The sequence below is a fragment of the Burkholderia semiarida genome (genome assembly GCF_029268935.1).
GTDB lineage: Bacteria > Pseudomonadota > Gammaproteobacteria > Burkholderiales > Burkholderiaceae > Burkholderia > Burkholderia semiarida.
Map to the genome: position 1 here is coordinate 1,739,726 of NZ_JAHLCL010000007.1, position 25,207 is coordinate 1,764,932.

The 25,207-nt window shown below is 69.4% G+C and carries 16 protein-coding genes and 2 pseudogenes; 14 read left to right on the forward strand and 4 right to left on the reverse strand.

Annotation, left to right across the window (positions count from 1 at the left end):
- Positions 1-20: 20 nt before the first annotated feature.
- A pseudogene (gene hrcA, locus KPB06_RS21090) lies at positions 21-1,040 on the reverse strand (heat-inducible transcriptional repressor HrcA); the annotation flags it as partial.
- A 311-nt stretch (positions 1,041-1,351) separates the two neighbouring features.
- Here hrcA and KPB06_RS21095 point away from each other — a divergent pair.
- Positions 1,352-2,254, forward strand: coding sequence for an NAD kinase (locus KPB06_RS21095; RefSeq protein ID WP_006492558.1), 903 nt, complete (start codon positions 1,352-1,354; stop codon positions 2,252-2,254).
- A gap of 19 nt (positions 2,255-2,273) precedes the next feature.
- A complete protein-coding gene (gene recN / locus KPB06_RS21100) occupies positions 2,274-3,923 on the forward strand; it encodes a DNA repair protein RecN (protein WP_059574289.1) in 1,650 nt (549 codons plus the stop codon).
- Positions 3,924-4,050: 127 nt separating this feature from the next.
- On the opposite strand, the gene glnE is transcribed toward recN, so the two are convergent.
- Positions 4,051-6,855, reverse strand: a complete 2,805-nt coding sequence (glnE, locus tag KPB06_RS21105; protein ID WP_089464558.1) for a bifunctional [glutamate--ammonia ligase]-adenylyl-L-tyrosine phosphorylase/[glutamate--ammonia-ligase] adenylyltransferase — start codon at positions 6,853-6,855, stop codon at positions 4,051-4,053.
- A gap of 233 nt (positions 6,856-7,088) precedes the next feature.
- Here glnE and KPB06_RS21110 point away from each other — a divergent pair, with 233 nt between their 5' ends.
- The 6 genes and pseudogenes from KPB06_RS21110 (at position 7,089) to KPB06_RS21135 (ending at position 15,968) form a co-directional block, all read left to right on the forward strand.
- Positions 7,089-11,288, forward strand: coding sequence for a YhdP family protein (locus KPB06_RS21110; protein WP_099316087.1), 4,200 nt, complete (start codon positions 7,089-7,091; stop codon positions 11,286-11,288).
- Between the two features lie 60 nt (positions 11,289-11,348).
- Positions 11,349-12,176, forward strand: a complete 828-nt coding sequence (locus KPB06_RS21115) for a carbon-nitrogen hydrolase family protein (RefSeq protein ID WP_099316086.1) — start codon at positions 11,349-11,351, stop codon at positions 12,174-12,176.
- An 86-nt stretch (positions 12,177-12,262) separates the two neighbouring features.
- A pseudogene (gene tldD / locus KPB06_RS21120) lies at positions 12,263-13,719 on the forward strand (metalloprotease TldD).
- Positions 13,720-14,114: 395 nt separating this feature from the next.
- The gene (gene aroG / locus KPB06_RS21125; protein ID WP_059574294.1) at positions 14,115-15,188 is read left to right on the forward strand and encodes a 3-deoxy-7-phosphoheptulonate synthase AroG; all 1,074 of its coding nucleotides are present in this window, start codon (positions 14,115-14,117) and stop codon (positions 15,186-15,188) included.
- Between the two features lie 124 nt (positions 15,189-15,312).
- Complete coding sequence (locus KPB06_RS21130; RefSeq protein WP_059574295.1) at positions 15,313-15,582, forward strand: type II toxin-antitoxin system Phd/YefM family antitoxin; 270 nt, start codon at positions 15,313-15,315, stop codon at positions 15,580-15,582.
- Positions 15,579-15,968, forward strand: coding sequence for a type II toxin-antitoxin system VapC family toxin (locus KPB06_RS21135; RefSeq protein WP_059574296.1), 390 nt, complete (start codon positions 15,579-15,581; stop codon positions 15,966-15,968). Before KPB06_RS21130 ends, KPB06_RS21135 begins: the two co-directional genes overlap by 4 nt.
- Before the next feature lie 90 nt (positions 15,969-16,058).
- Here KPB06_RS21135 and hmpA read toward each other — a convergent pair whose 3' ends face one another.
- Both hmpA and KPB06_RS21145 read right to left on the reverse strand, forming a co-directional pair.
- Positions 16,059-17,267 (reverse strand): NO-inducible flavohemoprotein, encoded by a 1,209-nt coding sequence (gene hmpA / locus KPB06_RS21140; protein ID WP_059574297.1) that lies wholly within the window; start codon positions 17,265-17,267, stop codon positions 16,059-16,061.
- Positions 17,268-17,362: 95 nt separating this feature from the next.
- A complete protein-coding gene (locus tag KPB06_RS21145) occupies positions 17,363-17,914 on the reverse strand; it encodes a cob(I)yrinic acid a,c-diamide adenosyltransferase (RefSeq protein WP_059574298.1) in 552 nt (183 codons plus the stop codon).
- Between the two features lie 136 nt (positions 17,915-18,050).
- Between KPB06_RS21145 and KPB06_RS21150 the strand changes: the two genes are divergently transcribed.
- The 6 genes from KPB06_RS21150 to proC all read left to right on the forward strand — a co-directional run bounded on the left by KPB06_RS21150 (position 18,051) and on the right by proC (position 25,193).
- A complete protein-coding gene (locus tag KPB06_RS21150) occupies positions 18,051-19,460 on the forward strand; it encodes an FAD-binding oxidoreductase (RefSeq protein WP_059574299.1) in 1,410 nt (469 codons plus the stop codon).
- Positions 19,461-19,498: 38 nt separating this feature from the next.
- Complete coding sequence (locus KPB06_RS21155) at positions 19,499-20,992, forward strand: FAD-linked oxidase C-terminal domain-containing protein (RefSeq protein ID WP_059574300.1); 1,494 nt, start codon at positions 19,499-19,501, stop codon at positions 20,990-20,992.
- A gap of 183 nt (positions 20,993-21,175) precedes the next feature.
- Positions 21,176-22,264 carry a glycolate oxidase subunit GlcE gene (gene glcE / locus KPB06_RS21160; protein WP_059574301.1) on the forward strand — a complete coding sequence of 363 codons (1,089 nt, stop codon included), beginning with the start codon at positions 21,176-21,178 and terminating at the stop codon, positions 22,262-22,264.
- 7 nt (positions 22,265-22,271) lie between these two features.
- Positions 22,272-23,498 (forward strand): glycolate oxidase subunit GlcF, encoded by a 1,227-nt coding sequence (gene glcF, locus KPB06_RS21165; RefSeq protein ID WP_059574302.1) that lies wholly within the window; start codon positions 22,272-22,274, stop codon positions 23,496-23,498.
- Between the two features lie 130 nt (positions 23,499-23,628).
- On the forward strand, positions 23,629-24,327 hold the full coding sequence (locus KPB06_RS21170; RefSeq protein WP_059574303.1) for a YggS family pyridoxal phosphate-dependent enzyme: 699 nt from the start codon (positions 23,629-23,631) through the stop codon (positions 24,325-24,327).
- Positions 24,328-24,380: 53 nt separating this feature from the next.
- Positions 24,381-25,193 (forward strand): pyrroline-5-carboxylate reductase, encoded by an 813-nt coding sequence (gene proC / locus KPB06_RS21175; RefSeq protein ID WP_059574304.1) that lies wholly within the window; start codon positions 24,381-24,383, stop codon positions 25,191-25,193.
- The last annotated feature ends 14 nt before the right edge of the window (positions 25,194-25,207 follow it).

The following is a 25,207-nucleotide window of genomic DNA, read 5'->3' on the forward strand; positions in this document are numbered from 1 at the left end:
GACGGCGTCGGGGGCGGCTGCTACTGCTGGCTCAGCGTGAGCGACAGCAGGCGCGCGGTGATGTCGACGATCGGTATCACGCGGTTGTACGCCATGCGGGTCGGGCCGATCACGCCGAGCGTGCCGACGATCTTGCCGTTCACCTCGTAAGGCGCGGTCACGACGCTCATTTCCTCGATCGGCACGAGCGTCGATTCGCCGCCGATGAAGATCTGCACGCCCTGGGCGTGGCTCGACACGTCGAGCAGTTGCAGGAGGCCCGTCTTTTGGTCGAATACGTCGAACAGCTTGCGCAGCCGCGCCATGTCGGACGACAGGTCCGCCACCTCGAGCAGGTTGCGCTCGCCGGAAATCAGCACGGTGTCCTCGGTGTCGGGCACCTCGGTGCTGGCCGTCACGGCCGCGTGCATCAGCGTCGTCATGTCGCCGCGCAACTGGTCGATCTCGTCGCGCAGGCGGCGGCGAACCTCGTCGAACGACAGGCCGGCGAAATGCGCGTTGATGTAGTTGGACGCCTCGGTCAGCTGCGACGGCGAATAGTCGCGCGGCGTCGCGAGCATGCGGTTCTGCACGTCGCCCTCGGGCGTGACGATGATCAGCAGGATGCGCTTGTCGGACAGGCGCATGAATTCGATCTGCTTGAACACGTGGCTGCGACGCGGCGTCAGCACGACGCCCGCGAACTGCGACAGGTTCGACAGCACGCTCGCGGCGGCCGCCACCACCCGCTGCTGCGGCTCGCCGGCCTGCAGCGTGTTCTGCACCTGACGCGCGACGGCCTCCGCGTCGATCGGCGCCTCGACCGTCAGCATCGTGTCGACGAACAGCCGGTAGCCGCGCGGCGTCGGCACGCGGCCGGCCGACGTGTGCGGGCTCGACACGAGGCCGAGCTCCTCCAGGTCGGACATCACGTTGCGGATCGTCGCCGGGCTCAGCTCGAGCCCGGAGTAACGGGACAACGTGCGCGATCCGACTGGCTGACCGTCGGCGATATACCGTTCGATCAGGGTTTTCAGGAGGGTTCGTGCGCGAGGATCTAGTGTCCTGTTCCGTTGTTAACTGGTCTATCTTCGCGTAGCATGTTGACGTCAACGGAACGGGAGACGTCAGCATGGCGATGGGACGACTGCAAACCGTTCGTCTGGACCGCGTCAGCCGATTCCATCCTCGAAAAGCTGCATCGACTTTGCTCGCGAATCAGCGGAACAGGACACTAGCATGGTGGAAAATTTTAGCGCAACCGCGCAAGCACGGCGAGTGGCGTCGGCCACCATTGCGCGGGCCGGCCCGATCCGGCCCCGTCGGCGCACGGGCGGTTCTTTTCGTCAACGAGCTATGGTGTAATGCCGGCATGAAAACCGGTAATCAGTTCAACACTGTCGCGCTCGTCGGCCGGAGCAACACGCCCGGCATCGCCGAGCCGCTCGCCACGCTGGCGGACAGCATTGCCACGCTCGGCTTCGAGGTCGTGTTCGAAGGCGATACCGCGCGGGAAATCGGCATCGCCGGCTACCCGGCGCTCACTCCGGCCGAAATCGGGGCACGAGCGGACGTGGCAATCGTGCTCGGCGGCGACGGCACGATGCTCGGCATCGGCCGCCAGCTTGCGCCGTACCGGACACCGCTGATCGGGATCAACCACGGGCGGCTCGGCTTCATCACCGACATCGCGGCCTCCGACATGCAGGCGCTCGTGCCCGTGATGCTGGCCGGCAAGTTCGAGCGCGAGGAGCGCTCGCTGCTCGAGGCGCGGATCGTACGCGACGGCGAACCGATCTACCACGCGCTCGCGTTCAACGACGTCGTCGTGAACCGCAGCGGCTTCTCCGGGATGGTCGAGTTGCGTGCGTCGGTCGACGGCCGCTACATGTACAACCAGCGCTCCGACGGCCTGATCGTCGCGACGCCCACCGGCTCGACCGCGTATGCGCTGTCGTCGGCCGGCCCGATCCTCCATCCGCAGCTGGCCGGCATCGTGCTCGTGCCGATCGCGCCGCACGCGCTGTCGAACCGGCCGATCGTGCTGCCCGACGATTCGAAGATCGCGATCCAGATCGTCGGCGGCCGCGACGTCAACGTGAACTTCGACATGCAGTCGTTCACGTCGCTCGAGCTGAACGACACGATCGAGGTGCGCCGCTCGAAGCACACGGTGCCGTTCCTGCACCCGATCGGCTACAGCTACTACACGACGCTGCGCAAGAAGCTGCACTGGAACGAACACGCATCGAACGAAGACGACAAGGCGTCCTGACGCCGCTCCGCCCGACACCATGCTCCGCCACCTCTCGATCCGCGACTTCGTCATCGTCGCCGCGCTCGATCTCGAATTCGACAGCGGCTTTTCCGTCTTTTCAGGCGAAACCGGGGCCGGCAAGTCGATCCTGATCGACGCCCTCGCCCTCGCGCTCGGCGAACGCGCCGACGCGAGCGTCGTGCGCACCGGCTGCGGCCGCGCCGACATCACGGCCGAGTTCACGCCGCACGACCGTGTCGCGCGCTGGCTCGACGACCACGCGTTCGACGCCGAGGACACCGTGATGCTGCGCCGCGTGATCGACGCGAACGGCCGGTCGCGTGCGTTCATCAACGGCACCAGCGCGACGCTCGCCCAACTGCGCGAACTCGGCGAGATGCTCGTCGACATCCACGGCCAGCACGCGCACCAGTTGCTGATGCGGCCCGACGCGCAGCGCGAGCTGTTCGACACGCACGCGGGGCTCGTCGCCGATGCCGCGAACGTCGCGCGCGCGTGGCGCGTGTGGCGCGACGCGACGCAGGCGATCGACGCCGCGAAGGCGCACGAGCGCGAATTGCAGCTCGAGCGCGAAAAGCTCGCGTGGCAGCTCGCCGAACTCGACAAGCTCGCGCCGCAAGCCGGCGAATGGGACGAAGTCAGCAACGAACACAAGCGCCTGTCGCATTCGGCGAACCTGATCGAAGGCGTGCGCGGCGCGCTCAACGCGCTGTCCGAGTCCGACGACGCGATGCTCGCGCAGCTCGGCGCGATCGTGTCGAAGCTGCGCAGCCTGGCCGACTACGACACCGCGCTCGGCGATGCGCTGGCATCGCTGGAGCCAGCCGAGATCCAGTTGCAGGAAGCCGTGTATTCGCTGTCGCACTATGCCCAGCGCGTCGATCTCGACCCGGAGCGGCTCGCGCAGGTCGAAACGCGGCTCGACGCGCTGCACTCGACCGCCCGCAAGTTCCGGCTGCCGCCCGACACGCTGCACGAGGAGCATGCGGCGCGCCGCGCACAACTCGCCGCGCTCGACGCCGCCGCCGATCTCGGCGCGCTCGAAGCCGCGCAGGCCAAGGCGCGGGAAGCCTATCTCGCCGATGCGAAACGCCTGTCGAAGGCGCGCGCGCAGGCCGCGAAGGCGCTCGGCACGGCCGTCACGGCCGGCATGCAGGAACTGTCGATGGCAGGCGGCAGCTTCGAAGTCGCGCTCGTGCCGCTCGCCGACGGCGGCCCGCACGGGCTGGAACAGGTCGAATTCCGCGTGGCCGGGCACCCGGGCGTGCCGCTGCGCCCGCTCGCGAAGGTCGCGTCGGGCGGCGAGCTCGCGCGGATCAGCCTCGCGCTCGCGGTCATCGCCAGCGCCGCGAGCCCGACGCCGACGCTGATCTTCGACGAAGTCGATACGGGAATCGGCGGCGGCGTCGCCGAAGTGGTCGGCCGCCTGCTGCACCAGCTCGGGCGCGACCGCCAGGTGCTGTGCGTGACCCACCTGCCGCAGGTCGCCGCGCGCGGTGACCATCATTTCCAGGTGGCGAAGGGCGCCGACGAGCGCGGCGGCACGGTATCGACCGTTGTCGCGCTCGACCGCGCCAGCCGTATCGAGGAAGTCGCGCGGATGCTCGGCGGGCTCGAAATCACGGCAACGACGCGCAAGCACGCGAAGGAAATGCTGGCGGCCTGACGCCGGCAGCACGTTGGTCCGAATGCGGGAAGACCGGCGCATGCGCCGGTCTTTTGTTACGGCAGGCCAGCCGGTCGATCGCGGCCGGCCCGCGCCGCCGATCGTACGCCCGATTCGAACGGGCAACTCACACGCCCGTTTCGACCGCCCCGAACACGCGCGCCCACAGCGCCGTCACGGCCGCCCGCTCGTCGGCCACCAGGGCCGGATCGACGCGCGCCTTCTCCATCCCGTCGAGCCGCAGCTTGTGCTGCAGCTTGCGGTACTTGCGATACGCCGCGCCGACGCGCTCGGCCTCGTCCGCGCCCATCAGCCCGAAGCGCGCGACCTCGCGCAGCAGCGCGATATTGCCGGTATTGCGGATCAGCTCGGCGTCGCTCGACGCGTGCAGCAGCACCCAGTACTGGACGATGAACTCGATGTCGACCATCCCGCCGCGATCGTGCTTCAGGTCGAACAGCCCGGTCTGGTTCGGGTGGCCGGCAAACACCTTCCCGCGCATGTCGACGATCTCCTTCGCGAGGATCGCCCCGTCGCGCGGCGTCGTCAGCACCTGCTGGCGGATCGCCTCGAAAGCCGCGCCGATCCGCGCGTCGCCCGCGCTGTAGCGGGCGCGCGTCAGCGCCTGGTGCTCCCACACCCACGCGGTGTTCGCGGCGTCGCCCTCGCGCAGTTGATAGCGGCGGAATGCGTCGAGATCGGTGACGAGCAACCCGGCCTCGCCGTTCGGCCGCAGCCGCAGATCGATGTCGAACAGCGCGCCCGCGCCGGTCGCCGTCGTGAGCCACGTGATCAGGCGCCGCGTGAAGGTCGTGTAGACGTCCGCCGAACGCTCGTCCGGATCGTCGTACAGGAAGATCAGGTCGAGATCGGACGCATAGCCGAGCTCCTTGCCGCCCAGCTTGCCGTACGCGATCACCGCGAACATCGGCACGTCGCGATGGCGCTTCGCGAGCTGCGACCAGACGACTTCGATCGTCACGTCGAGCACCGCGTCGGCCAGCTCGGACAGCCGGTCGCTCACGTGCTCGACCGACAGTTGCCCGGCCAGGTCGATCAGCAGGATCCGGAACACCTCCGCGTGCTGCGCATGGCGCAGCAGGTCCATCTGCTGCTCGGGGCCGTCGGCCGCGGCGAGCCGCGCGCGCAGCGCCTCCTTGAACGCGGGCCAGTCGAACGGGCTCGCGATCGCCTCGTCGTCGAGCAGCTCGTCGAGCAGCTGCGGGTGGCGGATCAGGTAGCCGCCGCCCCAGCGCGTCGCGCCGAGCACCGACAGCACGCGGTCGAGCGCGGCCGGGTATTCGGTCAGCAGCGCGAGATAGACGCCGCGCCGGCTGACCGTCTCCAGCAGGTCGAACAGGCGCACGATCGTCTCGTCGCGGCGCGCGGCGTCGATCGTCGGCGCGGCGTCGAGCGCGCGCTGCGCGACGCTGTCGAAGCGCTGCCGGCTCTTTTCCGGCAGCCCGGTATAGCGCGACGATTGCCAGATCGCGCGCAGCCGCGCGAGCACGGCGGCCGGATCGGCGAAGCCCAGGCCGTCGAGGCGAGCGACCAGCGCGTCGTCCTCGCCGTCGTCGGCCAGCGCGCCGCTCCAGATCCACGCGGCGGCCGTGTCGTCGCCGGCCGTGCAAGGGCCGCCGCCCTTCACCTTGTCCGCGAAGATCTGGTCGAACTGCGCCTCGACGAAGTTCCGGTGCTCGTCCAGCACCGTCATCAGCGCCGCGTAGTCGGCAAACCCGAGCGACGCGGCCAGCGCCGCGCGCTCGTCGGGCTCGACCGGCATCGCGTGCGTCTGCGCGTCGTTGCGGTATTGCAGCCGGTGCTCGAGCGTGCGCAGGAAACGGTAGGCGTCGGTCAGGCGCGCGCATACGTCGTCGCCGATCAGCCCGCGCGCCTGCGCATGCCGCAGCACCGCGAGCGTCGGCCGCACGCGGAACTCCGCATCCTGGCCGCCGCGGATCAACTGGAACACCTGCGCGCTGAACTCGATCTCGCGGATCCCGCCGCGCCCGAGCTTGATGTCGTCGGCCTTGTCGGGCCGCATCGACGCCCGCCGCGCGGCTTCGTGCCGGATCTGCTGGTGCAGCGAACGGATCGCGCCGATCACGCCGAAATCGAGATAGCGACGGTACACGAACGGCTTGACGATCGACTCGAGCTGCGCCGCGAGCCGCCGCGCCGCGTCGCTGTCGCCTTCCGACACGAGCCGCCCCTTGATCCACGCATAGCGCTCCCACTCGCGCCCCTGCACGTAGAAATATTCCTCGAGCATGCCGATGCTGCAGACGAGCGGCCCCGAATCGCCGTTCGGGCGCAGCCGCATGTCGACGCGAAACACGTAGCCGTCGGCCGTGACCTCGGACAGCACGCCGATCAGGCGCCGGCCGAGCCGCGTGAAGTATTCCTGCGTGGACAGCGGCGAACGCGTACCGCCCGTCGTCTCGCCGTCGTCCTCGTAGACGAAGATCAGGTCGATGTCCGACGACACGTTCAGCTCGCGGCCGCCGAGCTTGCCCATCCCGACCACGCCGAGCACGACGCGCTGGCCGTCGGCGCCGCGCGGCTCGCCGTACAGCGCCTCGAGTTCGGCCGACAGCAGCGCGAGCGAACGCTGCACGGCCACTTCGGCCAGATCGGTCATCGCGCCCGTCACTTCGGCGACGTCCGCCAGCCCGCGCAGGTCGCGCTCCGCGACCGCGCCGAACGCCTCGGCCCGCAGTTGCCGCAGCGCGCGCTTCAGTTGCTCCTCGTCCGGCGCGGACGTGCCGGCCGGCGTCGCGAGCAGCTCGGTGAGGCGCGCGTCGAGCCGCGCGCGGCCGAGCGGCGCGGCCGCCCACGCGGCGATCTGCGCGGCCAGCGCGGGCCGGGCGGCCGCCGCGCGGGCAAGGTATCGGGAATAGGACGTGCTGAGCAGGGCGGAAGCGTCGGTCATCGAGAAGCGGGCCTGGCGGAAAGACCGGCGGGCAGCGGGCCGGCACGTGCGCGCCCCGCTGCCGACCGGCCCGAATGGACTCGGCGCGGCCGCGCCGGACGCGCGTGCGCCCGTCGCGACGCCGCGCGCCGGAAAGCCCGTGCCGTACGGCCCCCAACGGCCGCCGACACGAACCCGTGTGATACATTTCAACGTCAGTCTGCAAAACTACCATATCGCCGCCCGTCCGCCGCATGTCCGACCGTCAGGAATCCGCCGTAGCTGCGCCCGAAGCGGGACCTCCGAAGCACGATCACCCGGTCCTGCGTCGCGTGTTCAGGGTGACGCTGGCAGTCGGGATCGGCACCTACTTCGTCGCGTCCGGCGCGTTCCTCGGGCTGCGCTACGTGCTGCTGCCGCGCATCGACGAATACCGCCCGCGCATCGAGCGCGCCGTGTCCGACAAGCTCCACGCGCAGCTTTCGATCGGCAAGCTTTCCCCGAACTGGTCCGGCATGCAGCCGGGCGTCGAGCTCACGAACCTGACGATCCGCGGCCGCGACGGCAAGGTCGCGCTGTCGGTGCCGCACGCGACGGCCGCGCTGTCGTGGATGTCGCTGCTGCGGCTGTCGCCCGCGCTGTCGAGCCTGATCGTCGACCAGCCCGACCTCGTCGTCGCGCGCGCGGCCGACGGCTCGCTGAGCGTCGCGGGCGTCGGCGTGGCCACCACCCACGGCGGCAACGACACGTTCGGCACGTGGCTGCTGAAACAGGAGGCGATCGTGCTACGCGGCGGCACGCTGCGCTGGCGCGACGCGCAGCACGATGCACCGGAGCTCGTGCTGTCGGGCATCCGGCTCGCGGTGCTCAACGACGGCCGCGTGCACAAGGCCGCGCTGCAGGCGCCCGCGAACGGCACGCTGCTGCTCGGCCCGCTCGATTTCCGCGCGCGCTTCAAGCACAAGCCGCTCGCGCCGATCGGCAAGCCGTCGAACTGGACCGGCGACGCGTACCTGTCGACCGGCCCGGTCGACCTGCAGACGCTCGCGCGCTACCTCGACATGCCGCTCACGATCCACGCGGGCCGGATCGACAACGCAATCTGGGCGACCTTCGGCGACGGCCACCTGCGCTCGGCGGGCGGCGATCTGCAAGGCGCCGACGTCGCGCTGCGCGTGCGCCCGACGCAGCCGCGGCTCGACGTGCCGACGGTCCGCTTCGGCTGGGACATGGCGCTCGATGCGGGCCAGGACTACACGCTGCACCTGACGCGCTTCAATGCGGAGCTCGGCCAGCCGCCGCTGCCGGACGGCACGCCGCTCGCCCGCTCGCTCGCGCTGTCGACGCTGACGGCACGCTACCGCGTGCCGACCGCGACCCAGGGACAACTGCTCAGCGTGGTCGGCGACCGCGTCGATCTCGGCATCCTCAGCGAATTCATCCGCGGGCTGCCGCTGCCGGCGCGCCTGCGCAACGAGCTGATCAAGATCGACCCGCGCGGGATGGTGTCGAACTATCACATCGAGGTCGAGCGCGCGAAACCCGCGCACGCCGATCTCGCCGACGAGGAGCGGCGCATGGGCGCCGCGCCGATCGTCCGCTACCGCTTCCTCGGCGATCTGCAAGGCATCAGCTTCGCGGCGCAGGAGCCGCCGCCCGGGCTCTCGCCGCGCGGCCACCCGCGCGCCGGCTGGCCGGGCGTCGAGAACCTGTGGGGCCGCGTCGATGCGAACGAGACCGGCGGCTCCGCGCATATCGACACGGTCAACGCGGCGGTCACCGTGCCCGGCGAATTCGACGAGCCGCGCCTGACGTTCGACCGGCTGCGCGGCAACGCCAAATGGACGATCACGCCCGCGCCCGGCGACAAGCACGCGCGCGTCGACGTGTCGCTGCCCGATCTGCTCGTGTCGAACCCCGATGCCGAAATCGCGGTGTCCGGCTCGTACACGAACCCCGGCCACGGCCGCGGCTCGCTCGACCTGCGCGCCGATTTCGCGCGCGCGTCGGTCGCGCGCATTCCGCGCTACCTGCCGACCGGGATGTCCGAGCACCTGCGCGACTATCTCGGCCATGCGCTGCAGGACGGCAAGGTGACCAAGGGCGCGTCGATCGTCGCACGCGGCCCGCTCGAGAAATTCCCGTTCGAACACGAGCCGGACGCCGGCGTGTTCCACATCGTCGCGCCGTTCACCGGCGGCCGCTTCGAGCCGACGCCGTACCCGCCGCGCAAGCTCGCGAACGGCACGCCGAGCGTCTGGCCGGCGCTCGACGGGATCGACGGCGTGTTCGAACTCGCGCAGAACAAGCTGCGTTTCGACATCGAGCGCGCGCGCTACAAGCGCGTCACGCTGACGAAGGTCGCGGGCCGCATCGACGATCTCGGCAATCCGTCGCACTCGCCGCTGATCATCGACGGCCATGCGCAGGGCCCGCTAGCCGACCTGATCGACTACGCGGACAACAGCTCGCTCGGCACGATGAGCGGCCACATCGGCCAGCGGATCGATGCGCAGGGGCCCGCGTCGCTCGCGCTCAAGATCACGATTCCGCAGCACGTCCCCCATCCGCACACGCACGTCGAAGGCGCGCTCGCGTTCGGCGGAAACACGCTGTCGACGAGCGGCGTGCCGCCGCTGTCGGCCCTGCGCGGCAGCGTCCGCTTCACCGAGGCCGGCGCGTCGCTGCACGGCCTGTCGGGGCGCTTCCTCGGCGGCCCGGTGCGCGCGAACGGCACATTCCGGTCGCATGGCCCGTACGCGGTGGACGTCGACGGCCGGCTCGCGCTCGACGCCGCGCGCGGCCTGAACCTGCACGGCGCGGCCGCCGCGCTGCTCGAACACGTGGTCGGCGACGCACCGTACCAGGTCGCCGTGCGTGGCGCGCCGGGCCGCCTGCCCGACGTCAGCGCGCAATCCGACCTGACGGGCGTCGCGCTGAACTTCCCGGCGCCGTTCGCGAAACCGGCCGGCACGCCGATGCCGTTCCGCTTCACGCTCCAGCCGGCGCCGCAGGCGGACGGCAAACGCCTCGAACACGCCGACCTGACGCTCGGCCCGGTGTCCGCGACCTACCTGCTCGACGCGACGCGCGGCCAGCCGCTGCGCGCGGTGCGCGGCGCGATGGGCATCCACCGGATGCCCGACATGCCGCAGGACGGCGTGAGCGCGGCCGTCGACGTCGCCGAGCTGGACGCCGACGCGTGGCTCGCGCTCGCCCACACGCTGCGGCCCGACACGCCGCGCGCACCGGCGCCGCCGGCCGCGCCGCGCGTCGATTTCGCGAGCTTCGCGCCGAAGCGCTTCGCGTTCCATTTCGGCACGCTGAAGCTGCTCAAGCGCAACTGGGAGAACGTGATCGTCGGCGCGTCGCACGTCGACGACCTGTGGCAGGCGAACATCGCGTCGAACCAGGTGTCGGGCTACCTGTCGTGGGCGCCGGGCGGCGGCCACAACGGCGCGGGCGTGCTCAACGCGCGGCTCGCGAAGCTCGTCGTGCCGCAGAGTGCGCAGCACGATCTCGTCGGCCGCGCGATGAACCTGCCGACGCCGACCGACCGCCCGATGCCGTCGATCGACCTGATCGTCGACCAGGTCGTCGCGCGCGATCACGACATCGGCCGGCTCGTCGTGAACGCGCGCAACATCGACGAAGACGGCACGCCCGTGTGGCAGCTCGACAAGCTGGAACTGTCGAACCCGGCCGCGAAGCTCACGGCCACCGGCAACTGGCGCACGTCGCGCCGCGCGCTCGCCCGTGGCGCCGACGAAAACGACGCGCCGCGCCGCACCGTGTTCGACTTCAAGCTCGACATCGACAACGCCGGCGCGCTGCTCGACCGCGTCGGCCTGCCGCGCACGCTCGCGGACGGTCACGGCTCGGTCACGGGGAAGGTCGGCTGGCGCGGCGGCCCGACCGCGCTGGACTTCCCGTCGCTCGGCGGCCAGGTCGCGGTCGACCTCGAACACGGGAAGATCCTGAAGGTCGACCCGGGCGCGGCGAAACTGCTCGGCGTGCTGAGCCTGCAGAGCCTCGCGCGCTTCCTGACGCTGAACTTCCGCGACGTGGTCGGCAAGGGGCTGCCGTTCGACAAGATCACCGGCACCGGCCGGATTTCGAACGGGATCGCGCGCACCGACGACTTCTCGATGATGACGGGCCCCGCGAACGTCACCGTGCGCGGCGCGGTCGATCTCGGGGCCGAGACGCAGGACCTGCATGCGCACGTCGCGCCGAAGATCAGCGCGGGCGCGGCCGCGATCGGGGCAGCCATCATCAACCCGCTGCTCGGCGTCGGCGTGCTGGCCGCGAACTACGCGCTGTCCGAAACGCTGTCGCACGCGTTCGCGCTCGACTACGCGATCACCGGCTCGTGGGCGCACCCGCACATCGAGCGGGTGCGGAGCGATCAGGGTAAGATGAATCACGGTCCGGCCGATGCATCGAGCCATTGAGCGCATATCGCGCCGCAGGGTGCCGGGCCGCACCCCATTTATGACGCAAGCGATTCCGCGATGACCGACCACGCCCGTTCCGCCACGCCCTTCCAGGTCGCCGCGCTGCAGATGGTGAGCGCGCCGGACGTCACCCGCAATCTCGCCGAAGCGCGGCGCCTGATCGCGGAGGCCGCCGGCGAAGGCGCGCAGCTCGTGCTGCTGCCCGAGTATTTCTGCTTCATGGGCCACCGCGACACCGACAAGCTCGCGCTCGCCGAACCGTACCGGGACGGCCCGATCCAGCAATTCCTCGCCGACGCCGCGCGCGACCACGGCATCTGGGTGATCGGCGGCACGCTGCCGCTGAAGGCGCCGCAGCCCGACCGCGTGCTGAACACGACGCTCGTGTTCGATCCGTCCGGCAACGAGGCCGCGCGCTACGACAAGATCCACCTGTTCAACTTCGAGAAAGGCGACGAATCGTTCGACGAGGCGCGCACGATCCGCGCGGGCGACACGGTCGTCGCGTTCGACGCGCCGTTCGGGCGGGTCGGCCTGTCGGTCTGTTACGATCTGCGCTTTCCGGAGCTGTATCGCCGCATGGGCGACTGCGCGCTGATGGTCGCGCCGTCGGCGTTTACGTATACGACGGGCCGCGCGCACTGGGAAACGCTGCTGCGCGCGCGGGCCGTCGAGAATCAGTGCTACGTGCTCGCGGCCGCGCAGGGCGGCAAGCACGAGAACGGCCGGCGCACGTGGGGCCACAGCATGCTGATCGACCCGTGGGGCGAGATCGTCGCGGTGCGCGACGAGGGTGCGAGCGTCGTGCTCGGCACGCTCGATCCGCAACGCATCGCCGACGTACGCCAGAGCCTGCCCGCGTGGCGGCACCGCGTGCTGACCTGAATCCGCCGCACCGCTTGAAACGCCGCGCGGCCCACCCATCTGCCCGGCAGCACCCGACAACTTTTTTGAGAACTCCCGATATCCGCATGAACATCATCGAACCCGGCATCCGCAACCTCGCGCTGGCGAAGGACATCCTGCTCACGCCGTACGGCCTCGACGAAAGCCTGCTCACGCGCACGATCGCCGACATCTTCACGCATCGCGTCGATTACGCGGACCTGTATTTCCAGGCGACCCGCAGCGAGGCATGGAGCCTCGAGGAAGGCATCGTCAAATCGGGCAGCTTCAGCATCGACCAGGGCGTCGGCGTACGCGCGGTCGCGGGCGACCGCACCGCGTTCGCGTACTCGGACGACCTGTCGCCCGAAGCGATCGCGCAAGCCGCTGCCGCCACCAAGGCGATCGCGGCGGCCGGCGGCGGCCGACAGAAGATCAAGGCAGCCACGTCGCTGACGGGCATCTCGGGCCGCGACCTGTACCTGCCGTCCGACCCGCTCGCGTCGCTCGACGCGACGGCCAAGGTCAAGCTGCTCGAACGCATCGAACAGATGGCGCGCGGGCGCGACCCGCGCGTCACGCAGGTGATGGCCGGCCTCGCCGGCGAATACGACGTCGTGCTCGTCGCGCGCAGCGACGGCGCGCTCGCGGCCGACATCCGCCCGCTCGTGCGCGTGTCGGTCACGGTGATCGCCGAACAGAACGGCCGCCGCGAGATCGGCTCGGGCGGCGGCGGCGGCCGCTTCGACTACGGCTACTTCACCGACGAAGTCCTGTCGCGCTACGTCGACGACGCCGTGCACGCGGCGCTCGTCAACCTCGACGCCCGCCCCGCGCCGGCCGGCGCGATGACGGTCGTGCTCGGCCCGGGCTGGCCGGGCGTGCTGCTGCACGAGGCGATCGGCCACGGACTCGAAGGCGACTTCAACCGGAAGGGCTCGTCCGCGTTCGCGGGCCGGATCGGCGAGCAGGTCGCCGCGAAGGGTGTGACGGTGGTCGACGACGGCACGCTGCCGAACCGCCGCGGCTCGCTGAACATCGACGACGAAGGCAACCCAACGCAGTGCACGACGCTGATCGAGGACGGCATCCTGAAGGGCTATATCCAGGACACGCTGAACGCGCGCCTGATGAAGATGCCGGTCACGGGCAACGCGCGGCGCGAGTCGTACGCGGCGCTGCCGATGCCGCGCATGACGAACTCAACGGCGACAAGGATCCGCAGGAAATCATCGCGTCGGTGAAGAACGGCCTGTACGCGGTGAACTTCGGCGGCGGCCAGGTCGACATCACGAACGGCAAGTTCGTGTTCTCGGCATCCGAGGCGTACATGATCGAGAACGGCAAGGTCACCTACCCGGTGAAGGGCGCGACGCTGATCGGCAGCGGCCCGGAGTCGCTGAAGTACGTGAGCATGATCGGCAACGACATGTCGCTCGACACGGGCGTCGGCGTATGCGGCAAGGAAGGCCAGAGCGTGCCGGTCGGCGTCGGCCAGCCGACCCTGCGGATCGACAAGATGACGGTCGGCGGTACGGCATAACTGCATCGCGGCGCAGACAATCCGCGCATTTCGATGAAAATGCGCGGATTGTCCGCATTTTTGAGCACCCCCGGTTGCCAGCCGCGCGCTGACCGGGTATAAATTCCGAATCAACTTTTTTGACGAGCCGAATTTCCGTCATGTCCGCCAAGTTTTACTTTTACTTTTTTTGGTATCTCAGACCGCTGGCGGATCGAGAGGGTTGATGGCGCGTGAAGCGCAACCGAAATTCCCGAAAAAACCGCCGGCGAACCCGGCGGTTTTTTTTCGCCCTTCGCCAGCCGGTCGCCGCCGCAGCGGCCCGCAGCCCCGACCGGCACCACTGAATTGCCTGAATTGATGAATCTGCCGCACGCGCACTGACCGAACGGCGCCCGGAACCAAGGAGAAACAGCATGCCCCCGCACAACACCGACGACGTCCGCATTCGCGAACTCAAGGAACTGACGCCGCCCGCCCACCTGATCCGCGAATTCGCGTGCTCCGAAGCCGCGTCCGAGCTGATCTACCACGCGCGCCAGTCGATGCACCGCATCCTGCACGGGATGGACGACCGGCTGATCGTCGTGATCGGGCCGTGCTCGATCCATGACACGAAGGCGGCGATCGAATACGCGGGCCGGCTCGTGAAGGAGCGCGAGCGCTTCAAGGGCGAACTGGAAATCGTGATGCGCGTGTACTTCGAGAAGCCGCGCACGACGGTCGGCTGGAAGGGGCTCATCAACGATCCGCATCTGGACAACAGCTTCAAGATCAACGAAGGGCTGCGTACCGCGCGCGAGCTGCTGCTGCAGATCAACGAAATGGGGCTGCCGGCCGCGACCGAATACCTCGACATGATCAGCCCGCAGTACATCGCCGACCTGATCTCGTGGGGCGCGATCGGCGCGCGCACGACCGAGTCGCAGGTGCACCGCGAGCTGGCATCGGGGCTGTCGTGCCCGGTCGGCTTCAAGAACGGCACCGACGGCAACGTGAAGATCGCGGTCGACGCGATCAAGGCCGCGTCGCAGCCGCACCATTTCCTGTCGGTGACGAAGGGCGGCCATTCGGCGATCGTGTCGACGGCCGGCAACGAGGACTGCCACGTGATCCTGCGCGGCGGCAAGGCGCCGAACTACGACGCGGACAGCGTGAACGCCGCGTGCGCGGACATCGGCAAGGCCGGCCTCGCCGCGCGCCTGATGATCGACGCAAGCCACGCGAACAGCTCGAAGAAGCACGAGAACCAGATCCCCGTGTGCGCGGACATCGGCCGCCAGATCGCGGCCGGCGACGAGCGCATCGTCGGCGTGATGATCGAGTCGCACCTCGTCGAGGGCCGCCAGGACCTGAAGGAAGGCTGCGCGCTGACCTACGGCCAGAGCATCACCGACGCGTGCATCGCGTGGGACGACAGCGTGAAGGTGCTCGAAGGCCTCGCGGAATCGGTGAAGGCGCGGCGCGTCGCGCGCGGCAGCGGGAACTGAAGAAACGCCGCCAGGTTGATCGTATGGCCCCGCCTGGCGCCGAATTGGCCATACGGCCGGCCTGCGGTCGGCGTGTTGCTCTGCTAGACTAGCTAACATCATCTAGCTAACCAGAGGATCGATCATGTCGACCGTCAACATGCACGATGCCAAGTCGCGGCTTTCCAGCCTCGTGGAAGCGCTTGAATCGGGGCGCGAAGCCGAAGTCGTGATCGCCCGCAATGGTCATCCGGTCGCCCGGATCGTTCCGTACACCGCGCCGAAGCGGATCGGCGCAGCCCGTCAGTTGCTTGCCGGACTGAACATTCCGACAAGCGTCGAGGCATTCAATGCCGGCGATGAATCGATCGCCGCCGACTTCGATGCCAGCTCGGACCAAGGGCTTGCACCGTGAAGCTGCTGCTCGATACGCACATCGCGCTCTGGGCGGCCGAAGGCGCACCGCAACTTTCGGCAGCCGCGGCCGCATTGATCGAACATCCCCAAAACACGCTGTACGTCAGCGCCGCGTCGATTTGGGAAATCGCGATCAAGTACCGCAAAGGCAATCTGCCCGTCCATCCGAGAGATGCGCGTTCGGCATTTCGGCTGGCAGGTTTTGCGGAGTTGCCGATCAGCAGCGATCACGCCGAGGCAGTCGCCGCGTTGCCGGATTTCCCGGACCATGCCGATCCGTTCGACCGCGTGATGGTCGCGCAGGCACTCCATGAAGGCATGCCGCTCGTCAGTGCCGATCCGAAGATGTGGCGCTACCACGCAACGCTGATGTTGCGCGCCTGAAGTCGCCCCAAGGCGCCGCAAGTAAAAAGCCCGGCTCGCGCCGGGCTTCGTCATTGCATCGTTGCATTGGCCGAAACCGGCCGCCGGACCTCACTCGAGCGCGCCCGACCCGAAGATTTCCGTGTTCACGCGTTCCGGCGCGACGCCGAGGGCGACCAGCGCGTCGCGTTGCGCCTTCATGAACGCGATCGGGCCGCAGATGTAGTAATCGGCATCCGGCACCAGCGCGTACTGCTTCACACGCTCCTGCGTGAGGCGGCCTTCGAGGTCGTGATCGACACCCGCGCGATCGTTCGGGCCGACCAGCTCGTACAGCACCGTGCGCTTGACGTTCGCATGCTCGCGCACCGCGTCGTTCAACCAGTCGCGGAATGCGTGCACCGCGCCCGAACGGCATGCGTGGATGAAGCGCACGTCGCGCTTGCTGCCTTCGGCGATCAGCGTCGACGCCATCGACATCATCGGCGTGATGCCGACGCCGCCGGAGATCAGCACGACCGGCGTATCGGCCTCGCGCTTCAGCGAGAAGTCCCCCATCGGCGCGGTCGCCTCGACGATCGCGCCCTCTTCCACGCCGTCGTGCATCAGCGTCGACACCTTGCCGGCCGGGATCGCTTCCGGCTTGCCGGCCTCGCGCTTCACCGAGATGCGCAGCCACTTGCCATGCGGCGCGTCGGACAAGCTGTACTGACGCGGCTGGTCGACGCCGAGATCGCCGACGAAGCGCTTCACCGTGATGTACTGGCCCGGCTCGAACGTCGGCGCTTCGCCGCCGTCGGCGGGCGTCAGGTAGAACGACGTGATCTCGTCGCTTTCACGCACCTTGCGCGCGACCTTGAACGGGCGGAAGCCGCTCCACGCGGCATTCGCGTACAGGTCGGCCTCGGCGCCGATCAGGATCTGCGCGAGCTGGCCGTACGCGACGCGCCACGCTTCGAGCGTGCCGGCATCGACCGCGTCGCCGAGCACTTCGACGATCGCCGCGAGCAGGTTCTCGCCGACGATCGGGTAATGCTCGGGACGGATGTTCAGGCTCGCGTGCTTGTGCGAGATGCGCGACACTGCGCCGCCCAGCGCACCCAGATTGTCGATGTTCGCCGCATACGCATAGACGGCCTTCGCGAGCGTCTCGGGCTGGCTGCCGGTCTTCTGGTGCGTCTGGTTGAACAGGTTCTTCAGTTCCGGATGACGCGCGAACATGCGCTGGTAGAAGTGCTTCGTGATCGTCGCGCCGTGCTCGGCGAGGACGGGGGCGGTGGCCTTCACACGGGCCATCTGGTCGGCGGTGAGGTGGGTCATGTTCGTTCTCCGTTAAACATGCACATACGATACTTGTTTAAAAACGAACACCCCTCGGGCAAATTGTCGCAGCGCGCAACAAGCGTGACGGTTGGCTAGCGGACGCGCCCGCGCTCCCACAGCACGTCGGCGCCACCGTCGACGCGGTTCAGCACGCGCGCCAGCACGAACAGCAGGTCGGACAGCCGGTTCACGTACCGCCGCGGCGCATCATTGAGCGTGTCGCCGCGCCCGAGGGCGACGATCGAGCGCTCCGCGCGGCGGCACACGGTTCGGCAGACGTGCGCGAGCGACGCCGCGCGCGAGCCGGCCGGCAGGATGAATTCCTTCAGCGGCGGCAGCGTCGCGTTGTAGTCGGCGAGCCACTGGTCGAGGCGCGCGAGATGCGTATCGTCGAGCACTGCGTGGCCGGGGATGCACAGCTCGCCACCGAGATCGAACAGGTCGTGCTGGATCGTGACGAGGGCGGTGCGCACGTCGTCCGGCAGCGCCTCGGCCAGCAGCACGCCGAGATTTGAGTTCAGTTCGTCGACGTCGCCGATCGCGGCGATCCGCGCGTCGTCCTTGCCGATGCGCCGTCCGTCGCCGAGGCCGGTGGTGCCGTCGTCGCCCGTGCGCGTCGCGATCTTGCTCAAGCGGTTGCCCATGCGAATGTCCTCTCGTGCGCGGCCGCCACGCGGCCCGGTTGGCTGGAACGCGATTATCGCAGCCCGCGGCGCGAGGCGCAGCGGACGTTACGGCGTAGAATGAGCCGACAGTACGACAAGCAGTCAGGAGACATTCGTGAATCACCCTGCCCCGCCGGCCGCCACGCGCCGCCCGCTGCCCCCCGCCATGCTCGATGCGCTGCGCGCCGCCTTCGGCGAGCGCGTGTCGACCGCCGACGCGGTCCGCGCCCATCACGGCCGCGACGAATCCCCGTTCGACCCGCAACTGCCCGACGCCGTCGTGTTCGCGCGCAGCACCGACGACGTGCGCGAAGTCGTGTCGCTGTGCTCGCTCTACGGCGTGCCGCTGATCCCGTACGGCGCCGGCTCGTCGCTCGAAGGCCACCTGCTCGCGGTACGCGGCGGCGTGTCGCTCGACCTGTCGGAAATGAACCGTGTGCTGTCGATCAACGCCGAAGACCTGACCGTGACGGTCGAGCCGGGCATCACGCGCAAGGCGCTCAACGACGCGCTGCGCGACACCGGCCTGTTCTTCCCGATCGATCCGGGCGCCGACGCCAGCATCGGCGGGATGACCGCGACCCGCGCCTCCGGCACCAACGCCGTGCGCTACGGCACGATGCGCGAGAACGTGCTCGGCCTCACCGCGGTGCTCGCGGACGGCCGCGTGGTGAAAACCGGCTCGCGCGCGCGCAAGTCGTCGGCCGGCTACGACCTCACGCGTCTGTTCGTCGGGTCCGAAGGCACGCTCGGCGTGATCACCGAGATCACGCTGCGCCTGCACCCGCTGCCCGAGGCCGTGTCGGCCGCGATCTGCACGTTCCCGACCATGGGTGACGCGGTGCGCACAGTGATCGAGACGATCCAGATCGGCGTGCCGATCGCGCGCGTCGAATTCGTCGATGCACTCGCGGTGCGCTCGATCAACCGTCACTCGAACCTGACGCTCGCCGAAGCGCCGACGCTGTTCTTCGAATTCCACGGCACCGAGGCCGGCGTGAAGGAACAGGCCGAACTCGTGCAGGCGCTCGCCGGCCAGAACGCCGGCCAGGGCTTCGAATGGGCGACGCGCCCCGAGGATCGCACGCGGCTCTGGTCCGCGCGCCACAACGCGTATTTCGCGATGCTTCAGCTGAAGCCCGGCTGCCGCGCGGTGACGACCGACGTATGCGTGCCGATCTCGCAGCTCGCCGCGTGCGTCGAGGAAACCGAGGTCGACCTGCGTGCGTCGTCGCTGCCCTGCCCGATCGTCGGCCACGTCGGCGACGGCAATTTCCACGTCGCGATCCTGATCGATCCCGACAAGCCCGAGGAGCTCGCCGAAGCCGAACACATCAACGACCGGATCGTCGAGCGTGCGCTGCGCCTGGGCGGCACCTGCACCGGCGAGCACGGCGTCGGGCTGCACAAGATGCGCTTCCTGCCGAAGGAGCACGGCGACAACGCGATCGACACGATGCGCGCGATCAAGCTCGCGCTCGATCCGCGCAATCTGATGAATCCGGGCAAGATTTTCACGTGCTGACACGGCGGCGCGACGTCGCGCCCCACGCAGGAGACCCCATGAACGCTCCCGTCGAACTGTCGAGCGCCGCCCGCGCGCAGCGCCAGCGCGAAATCGTGCAGGCGCTGATGGCCGTGCTGCCGACCCACTGCCTGCTGTACCGCGACGAGGATACGGCGCCGTACGAATGCGACGGCCTGTCCGCCTACCGCCGGCTGCCGCTCGCGGTCGCGCTGCCGGAGACGGAGTCGCAGGTGCAGCGGATCGTGCAGATCTGCCGCCGCATGGAAGTGCCGATCGTGCCGCGCGGCGCCGGCACGAGCCTGTCGGGCGGCGCGCTGCCGATCGCGCTCGGCGTCGTGCTGTCGCTCGCGCGCTTCACGCGTATCGTCGAAGTCGACCCGTACGCGCGCACGGCGATCGTGCAGCCGGGCGTGCGCAATCTCGCGATCTCGGAAGCGGCCGCGCCGTACGGCCTGTATTACGCGCCCGATCCGTCGTCGCAGATCGCCTGCACGATCGGCGGCAATGTCGCGGAAAATTCCGGCGGCGTCCATTGCCTGAAATACGGGCTGACCGTGCACAACGTGATGCGCGTGCGCGCGGTGACGATCGACGGCGAGATCGTCGAATTCGGTTCGCTCGCGCTCGACATGCCGGGCCTCGACCTGCTCGCGGTGATGATCGGCAGCGAAGGGATGTTCGCGATCGTCACCGAGGTGACGGTGCGGCTGATCCCGAAGCCGCAGACCGCGCAGCTCGTGATGGCGAGCTTCGACGACGTGGTGAAAGGCGGCGAGGCAGTGGCTGCGATCATCGCGTCGGGCATCATCCCGGCCGGGCTCGAGATGATGGACAAGCCGGCCACGCAGGCCGTCGAGGCGTTCACGCACGCGGGCTACGACCTCGACGCGAAGGCGATCCTGCTGTGCGAATCGGACGGCACGCCGGAAGAAGTCGCCGAGGAAATCGTGCGGATGACGGCCGTGCTGCGCGAGCACGGCGCGACGCGCATCCAGGTGTCGCGCAACGAACACGAGCGGCTGCGCTTCTGGTCCGGCCGCAAGAACGCGTTCCCGGCCGCCGGCCGCATTTCCCCCGATTACTACTGCATGGACGGCACCGTGCCGCGCCGCGCGATCGGCCCGCTGCTCGCGCGCATCGAGCAGCTCGAGACGCGCTACGGGCTGCGCTGCATCAACGTGTTCCATGCCGGCGACGGCAACATGCATCCGCTGATCCTGTACAACGCGAACGATCCGGACGAACTGCACCGCGCCGAGCAGTTCGGCGCGGAAATCCTCGAATGCTGCGTGGAATTCGGCGGCAGCGTGACGGGCGAGCACGGTGTCGGCATCGAAAAACTCAATTCGATGTGCGTGCAGTTCTCGCCGCAGGAGCGCGACGCGTTCTTCGCGGTCAAGCGCGCGTTCGATCCGGCCGGGCTGCTGAACCCGGACAAGGGCATCCCCACCCGCGCGCGCTGCGCCGAATATGGCCGCCAGCACGTGCGCGGCGGGCTGCTGCCACACCCCGACCTGCCGCGCTTCTGAGCGGCGTGCGGGCCGCGGCGCGCATCGGCGGCCGCGGTACGGGGCTCTGCCGTACCCGCTCGGCGCGTTCGCGCGCCGGCGCCGGCGTGCCGCAACCGCGATGGGGCTTAGGGATAGTCGCGATGTGCAATCGCGCCACCCCGGTACAATCGACCGGACAACGAGACGAGAAAGCAACGGAACATGGAAGAGGACGACATCGTCGCCGGATGGGCCGAGCGCATCCGCGCCGCCAGTGCCGACGGCCGGCCGCTGCGGATTCGCGGCGGCGGCACCAAGGACTGGTACGGCCAGGCGCTCGAGGGCGAAATACTCGACACGCGTGCGTTTCAGGGCATCGTGTCGTACGACCCGGCCGAACTCGTCGTCACGGTCCGCGCCGGCACGCCGCTCGCGCAGCTTGAAACCGTCCTCGCCGAGTGCGGCCAGATGCTGCCGTTCGAGCCGCCGCATTTCGGCCGCGCGGCCACCGTCGGCGGCTGCGTCGCGGCCGGGCTCGCGGGCCCGCGCCGCGCCACCTGCGGCGCCCCGCGCGATTTCGTGCTCGGCGTCACGCTGATGAACGGCCGCGGCGACATGCTGCGCTTCGGCGGGCAGGTCGTGAAGAACGTCGCCGGCTACGACGTGTCGCGGCTGATGGCCGGCGCGCTCGGCACGCTCGGGCTGATGCTCGACCTGTCGATCAAGGTGCTGCCGATGCCCGTCGCCGAAGTCACGCTGAAGTTCGAGATGACCGCGACCGACGCGGTGCGCAAGCTCAACGAATGGGGCGGCCATCCGCTGCCCGTGAGCGCGAGCGCGTGGCGCAACGGCACGCTCGTGCTGCGCCTGTCGGGCGCGGAAGCCGCGGTGAAATCCGCGAAAACGCTGCTCGGCGGCGAGGTCGTCGACGCGGTCGAGGCCGAGCGCTTCTGGTCCGGCGTGCGTGAGCACACCGATCCGTTCTTCAACGGCATCCCGCCCGGCTATGCGCTGTGGCGCCTGTCGCTGCCGTCGATCACCGAACCGATGCACCTGCCCGGCACCCAGTTGATGGAATGGGGCGGCGCGCAGCGCTGGTGGATCACCGACGCCGACGCGCAAACCGTGCGCATGAGCGCGAAGCAGGCCGGCGGCCATGCGACGCTGTTCCGCGCGGGCGACACCTACGACCGCAGCGCGGGCGTGTTCACGCCGCTGCCCGCGCCGATGATGAAGATCCACCGCGGGCTGAAGAGCGCGTTCGATCCCGCGCGCATCTTCAATCGCGGCCGGCTTTACCCTGAACTCTGAGGGCTGGATGCAAACGAACCTCGCCGATTTCATCCGCAACACGCCCGACGGCGACGAGGCCGACGCGATCCTGCGCAAGTGCGTGCACTGCGGGTTCTGCACCGCGACCTGCCCGACCTATCAACTGCTCGGTGACGAACTCGACGGCCCGCGCGGCCGCATCTACCTGATCAAGCAGATGGTCGAGGGCGCGGCCGTCACGCGCAGCACGCAACAGCATCTCGACCGCTGCCTCACGTGCCGCAGTTGCGAGACGACCTGCCCGTCCGGCGTTCAGTACGGCCGGCTCGTCGAGATCGGGCGCAAGCACGTCGAGGCGCAGGTGCAGCGCCCCGCGCAGCAGCGACTGATGCGCCGCGTGCTCGCGAGCGTCGTGCCGAACGCGGCGCTGTTCTCGCCGGTGATGCGGCTCGGCCAGCACGTGCGGCCGCTGCTGCCGAAGCGGCTGCGCGACAAGGTGCCGCCGCGCACGCGGCTGCTCGAATGGCCGCACCGCACGCATACGCGCAAGATGCTGATGCTCGGCGGCTGCGTGCAGCCGTCGATGCTGCCGAACATCAACATCGCGACCGCACGCGTGCTCGACGCGCTCGGCATCGAGACGGTCGTCGCGCCCGACGCGGGCTGCTGCGGCGCGATTCGCCTGCACCTGAACTATCACGACGAGGCGCTCGACGATGCGCGCCGCAACATCGACGCGTGGTGGCCGCACGTCGAACAGGGCGTCGAGGCGATCGTGATGAACGCGTCGGGCTGCGGCGCGACGGTGCTCGAATACGCGCACCTGCTGCGCGACGATCCGGCCTACGCGGAGAAGGCCCGGCGCATCGTGTCGCTGACCCGCGACATCTCCGACGTGCTGCTCGCGTTCGAGGCCGAGCTCGCGACGATCGCGCGGCGCCGCGCGATCCATACGGTCGCCTATCACCCACCGTGCACGCTGCAACACGGCCAGCAGTCGCGCGGCAAGGTCGAGCGCCTGCTGGAGACGCTAGGCATCGACGTGCGGCTGCCGGCCGACAGCTACCTGTGCTGCGGCTCGGCCGGCACCTACTCGCTGACGCAGCCGACGCTGTCGTACCGGTTGCGCAAGCAGAAGCTGCTGAAGCTGCAAGCGCTCGAGCCGCAGATGATCGTGTCCGGGAACATCGGCTGCATCGCGCATCTGCAAAGCGGCACGCAGGTGCCGGTCGCCCACTGGGTCCAGCTCGTCGAGCATCTGCTGTACGGTTAGGGCCTGTTCACGCGCGCGACGTGCCGGCGCGCGCCTTCCGTATAATGAGCGGATCGATGCGCGGCGCGTCGCCGCGCATCGGCTTCATACCCGCTTCCGTGCTGCCTCCGTGCCCGCTTTCGTGCCCGTCATGTCCGATCTCGCCGCCCGTCTCGACTCCGTTCACCGCCGCATCGCCGACGCCGCCCGCGCGGCCGGCCGCGACCCCGCCACCGTCTCGCTGCTCGCCGTGTCGAAGACGTTTCCGGCCGACGACGTGCGCGCCGCGCATGCGGCCGGGCAACGCGCGTTCGGCGAAAACTACGTGCAGGAGTCGATCGACAAGATCGACGCGCTCGCCGACCTGCGCGCGAGCCTCGAATGGCATTTCATCGGGCCGCTGCAATCGAACAAGACGCGCCCCGTCGCCGAGCGCTTCGACTGGGTCCATTCGGTCGACCGGCTGAAGATCGCCCAGCGCCTGTCGGAACAGCGCCCCGCCCACCTGCCGCCGCTCAACGTGTGCGTGCAGGTGAACATCAGCGGCGAGGCGTCGAAAAGCGGCGTCGCGCCGGCCGACGTGGCGGAGGTCGCGCGGGCGGTCGCCGCGCTGCCGTCGCTGCGGCTGCGCGGGCTGATGGCGATTCCCGAACCGGCCGGCGACACCGACGCGCAACGCGCGCCGCATCGCGCGCTGCGTGCGCTGTTCGACGCGTTGCGCGCCGACGGCCTGCCGCTCGACACGCTGTCGATGGGCATGTCCGCCGATCTCGAGGCGGCCGTGCTCGAAGGCGCGACGATCGTGCGCGTCGGCACCGCGATCTTCGGCGCGCGCGATTACGCGCACTGAACGCCGCGCCCTTTTCCGCCTTTCCGTTCATTCACTCGCTCATTCCCGACATCATGAAAATCGCATTCATCGGCGGCGGCAACATGGCCGCGGCCCTGATCGGCGGCCTGATCAAGCGCGGCGTCGCCGCGGACGGCCTGTATGCCATCGACGTCAACGAAGAAGTCCGGGCACGCGCGGCGCAGCAATTCGGCGTGCGCACCGGCGCGGCGATCGACGCGGCGCTCGCCGATTACGACGCGATCGTGCTCGCGGTGAAGCCGCAGGTGCTGCACGACGTCGCACAGGCGCTCGCGCCGCACCTGAAATCGCAACTCGTGATCAGCATCGCGGCCGGCATCCGCGGCACGGATCTCGCCCGCTGGCTCGGCGGCTACGCGCGCGTCGTGCGCACGATGCCGAACACGCCCGCGCTGGTCGGCATGGGCGTCACGGGCCTGGCCGCGCTGCCGGGCGTCGACGCCGCGGGCCGCGAACTCGCGTCGAGCGTGCTCGGCGCGGTCGGCGAGATCGTATGGTTCGACGACGAATCGCAGCTCGACGCGGTCACCGCGATTTCGGGCAGCGGCCCCGCGTACGTGTTCTATTTCATCGAAGCGCTGCAGGAAGCCGCGCGCCGCCTCGGCATGAACGACGAGCAGGGCCGTGCGCTCGCGGTCGCGACGTTCACCGGCGCCGCGCAACTCGCCGCGCAGTCGGGCGAACCGGCGAGCGTGCTGCGCGAACGCGTGACGTCGAAAGGCGGCACGACGGCCGCCGCGCTCGCGGCGTTCGACGCGCAGGGCGTGAAGGAAGCGATCGTGCGCGGCGCGCTCGCGGCCGAAGCGCGCGCGAAGGAAATGGGCGACGAGCTCGGCCGCGCGTAAGCGCGACGGCGGCG